This is a genomic window from Flavobacterium sp. 21.1 (assembly GCF_057801535.1).
Window position 1 is genome coordinate 1 of the sequence record NZ_JBYNXA010000012.1, and the last position, 3,725, is coordinate 3,725.

Here is a 3,725-nt window from a genome sequence, read left to right on the forward strand (position 1 = left end):
GAAGACATTACAGCCTAGACATGAAAACACCTGAGTTTGCACACAAAAATCAAATGCATAAATACAAATTTTATAACCTGAATTAATAACCAAAATGGTCAACCTATTTCAGGACAAGACATCAACGAGATGAAAAAACAGAACTTTAGAAACTTTATGAAAAAAACTATTTTTATAATATCCATTCTTGTATCTATCCATTTCATTTCGTGTAATGGATTTGGTCCAATCGAGAACAACATAAAAACAAACAATGTAAATTTTAGTAGCGAGAATATTGTTGGTACATGGAAACTTGACAAATCCTCCTATGAATACTTATTGGGAAAAGAAAAAGTAGATAGCATCTATATTACTTTTAATAAAGACAAAACATTTGTTTTAAATAATTCAATCGATTTATTTCAATCAAAAAGTGTAAACTCAACAATATCAAGCAAACAAAACGGAATAATTGATAATATCCATAAAAAAGGAAATTGGGAAATTATTGAAACTCAATTTGACAAAACAATTAATCTTAATTTTGAAGATAAAATTACTCAATCAGGGATTTTAGTATTACAAAAAGGAAATGAATATCAAGTATGGTATTTCTTTAATGATCCAGATTCTGGAGAAAGGCTACGATTTATAAAAAGTTAATACTGCCTACAACAGCGGTTTTGCGAAATGGCGGGGCTTGGTGATTTTTTGGGATGGCTTGGTGCTTTTATTTCTTCTTTTCATTCCACTTTTTTCTTTCAATCTTTTCGGTATATTTGTAAACATCAGTAATAAAATTCCGCCACTTCGCAAAGCCGGCGGGACGTTAGCAGCCATATTATGAAAAACGCGACTTTAACTCTTCTTTTGTTTTTTGCAATAATCGGTTGCCAAAAGAAAGAGTCAATTTTAGAAACTGAAAAAAAAGCGTTAAACTCTGTTTTTAACGAAGTTATTGATTCTGTCTGCTACAGATTAACTAATGATAAAATATCTCTAAATAATAAGAATAAAAAAACGATTGTAGTTAATGATAGTCTATATCCTGAAAGTCCTGGGTACGTTCAATTTAGAGATCACTTTAAAAATGTAGAAAATCTATATTTTGACACAATTAGTAAAAAAATTAGACAAAAAATTGATTTACATCTTTTTACTAAACAAGCAAAATTCAAATATCAATACCTTTCATCTATTAAACAAAACCCAATTAGAGAGGATTTTTGGAATTCTAAATATGCATTACCAGGTTTTTTAGTTTTCTCTAAAATAAATTTTGATGAACATAAGAAATATGGCGTTTTATATTGTTCATTCACAAATGGTGATATCTATAAAGCAAAATGGTTTCTCATATACATTAAAAAATCTGGTAGAGATTGGGAATTAGATGAAATTCATGCTCAACGTAGAATGTATTAAATACGGCTGCTAACAGCGGTTTTAAGAAATTGGGGTTTTGGTGTATAATGGAAAGGTCTTTTTGTATATTTGACTTCAGTCCTAATGGAATGGTTTGGGTACAAAAATCCCCAACTTCTTAAAGCCGGCGGGACGTTATAAAACATTTAAAAAACTACTAATGAAGATATTTCTATTAGGGATTACTTTTTTTCTATCAACCTATATAAATGCTCAAAAGGATGAAACCATAAAATGGATTAATAGTAATTTAATCAAAATTGAAGATGCTAATCCAAACACAAAACTTTCAATTTTTAATGATAATATCCCTAAAAAATTTCAAGATGCAAAAATATTTGGATTCGGCGAAACTACACATCATGGAAAAGAGTTTTTCGATTTAAAGGTTAAATTCTTCAAATATTTGGTAGAAACCCAAAATGTCAAAGTTTTTATAATTGAGGATTCATATCCTTCAGAAGCAGGAATAAACGAATGGATTAATGGTGGGAAAGGCAGCGTGGAAACTATTGCTGACAATTTCAGTATCGCTCCATGGCACTGCAAGGAAGTAATTAATCTATTAGAATGGATGAGAAGTTACAACTTGAATAAAGCAAAAGATGAGCAAATTCACTTTTATGGAATGGACATTCAAATCGTGCAAAACATTAATCAGGAATTACGAGAATTAGTTAAGAATTATAATATACCTGTAAGTGAAGAACTTCTTTTAGTAGCAGACAAGTGTGTAGAAAAAAAAGTTGACTACATGAAATCAACCGATTGGGCTGATATACAAATCCCAAAGTTAAATGAAATTAAGAGTATTTTACTCGATTTTCAAAAAGGTGTTAAAAACGAAAATAATACTGAATTTAGTTCCGCAATTAGAGCTTTAGATTATTTGACAAAATATACTTATTACGTAGAAAATAATTATAGTCAAGATAGAGATTTGAAGATGTTCGAAAATGTTAAATGGATAATTGAAAACAAGTCAAAAAACGGAAAGGCTTTTATTTGGGCACATAACGAACATGTAAATAATAAGGGTTTTGGAAATTACAGTAATCGAAACATTTATAATTTAGGCAGACATTTAAAAGAATATTATAAAGATGATTATTTTAGTGTAGGATTTGATTTTGGTAAAGGTACTCTTGGTGGTTATATTTTCAAAAAAAATGAACCAACTACTTGGAAAACTTATCAAATGAATGAACCATATCCTAATACCTATGCAGAAACACTTATTGATGCAAAAGAAGAAGTTTTTTTTATTGATATTTCAAAAGCAGTAAATGATGATTCCACCAAATTCTTCAAAAAGAAAAATAAACAACTTATATTAGGTGGCTCAGGTTATAATCCGGAACAAAATAATTTGTATGCAAAAATATTTTCAGAAATGTACGACGGGTTAATTTTTGTGAAAAGTATTTCAGTTCCAAATTATAAATTGAGTGAAAAATAAACGTTTTATAACAGCGGTTTTGTGCAAGTGGGGTTTTGGGTGTTTATCGGTAAGAGCCAGTGTTTGCATTTCTCTCCTATTTTTCAACTTTTTTCTTTCAGACTTTTCGGTATATTTGTAATCATCAGTAACAAAAATCCCCACCTGACACAAAGCCGGCGGGACGTTAACTGCAAGTCATCCTAAACTATACGTAATGCAACGACGTAAATACATTATAACTTTACCAATGAAATTTCTAATTATTTCTTTTTTATCAATTATATATATTTCTTGCACTCCTTTAGGAGATTGTAAAACCGTTGCAGATGCATATAAAGGAGATGAATGTATCTTAATAGTAGAAAAAATTTCTAGTGAGCTTGACGATAGATTTGACTATGAGGGTATTTCTCCTTTAACTAAGGAAAAATGCAACTGTAATTCTAATACTAGCGATAGATGGTGGGATAATTATAAAAAACATATTGAAATTGGAGATACTATAATGAAAAAAAAGGGTGAATTAGTCTTTAATATTCATAAAAAAGATACAATCTTGAGCTTTCCTTTTGAATGTGATGGCAAAATTTATAAATGATATTGCCCTGCAGTTAACAGCGGTTTTGTGCAAGCGGGGTTTTGGTAATAATGGAACGATCTTTTTGTATATTTGGCGTCAGTCTTCAACGGAATGGTTTGGGGACAAAAATCCCCGCCTGACACAAAGCCGGCGGGACGTTAGCTGAAATTTCAAAAAATGCGTCGTCCTAAAATAGGTTGACTAAAAATTAAACACTTTTAGTATCCTATGGAAACAACAAAAAAACATCCCTGTCGAAAAAATGAGTATCAGAAAATCAGTTTTGATCTCAAACTT

4 protein-coding genes are annotated in these 3,725 nt (G+C 30.1%); all 4 read left to right on the forward strand.

The genetic code is table 11. The features are described from left to right. Positions 1-129: 129 nt before the first annotated feature. The 4 genes from AC3E9U_RS16045 (at position 130) to AC3E9U_RS16060 (ending at position 3,446) form a co-directional block, all read left to right on the forward strand. On the forward strand, positions 130-645 hold the full coding sequence (locus AC3E9U_RS16045; RefSeq protein ID WP_488747943.1) for a hypothetical protein: 516 nt from the start codon (positions 130-132) through the stop codon (positions 643-645). 180 nt (positions 646-825) lie between these two features. Then, a complete protein-coding gene (locus tag AC3E9U_RS16050; RefSeq protein ID WP_488747944.1) occupies positions 826-1,407 on the forward strand; it encodes a hypothetical protein in 582 nt (193 codons plus the stop codon). A gap of 160 nt (positions 1,408-1,567) precedes the next feature. Continuing rightward, complete coding sequence (locus AC3E9U_RS16055; RefSeq protein ID WP_488747945.1) at positions 1,568-2,866, forward strand: erythromycin esterase family protein; 1,299 nt, start codon at positions 1,568-1,570, stop codon at positions 2,864-2,866. 229 nt (positions 2,867-3,095) lie between these two features. Continuing rightward, positions 3,096-3,446, forward strand: a complete 351-nt coding sequence (locus tag AC3E9U_RS16060) for a hypothetical protein (protein WP_488747946.1) — start codon at positions 3,096-3,098, stop codon at positions 3,444-3,446. The last annotated feature ends 279 nt before the right edge of the window (positions 3,447-3,725 follow it).

Excerpts from the sequence above, each read along its gene's own strand:
- AC3E9U_RS16045 (WP_488747943.1), top strand. The coding sequence starts at position 130 with ATGAAAAAACAGAACTTTAGAAACTTTATGAAAAAAACTATTTTTATA.
- AC3E9U_RS16060 (WP_488747946.1), top strand. The coding sequence starts at position 3,096 with ATGAAATTTCTAATTATTTCTTTTTTATCAATTATATATATTTCTTGC.
- AC3E9U_RS16055 (WP_488747945.1), top strand. The coding sequence starts at position 1,568 with ATGAAGATATTTCTATTAGGGATTACTTTTTTTCTATCAACCTATATA.
- AC3E9U_RS16050 (WP_488747944.1), top strand. The coding sequence starts at position 826 with ATGAAAAACGCGACTTTAACTCTTCTTTTGTTTTTTGCAATAATCGGT.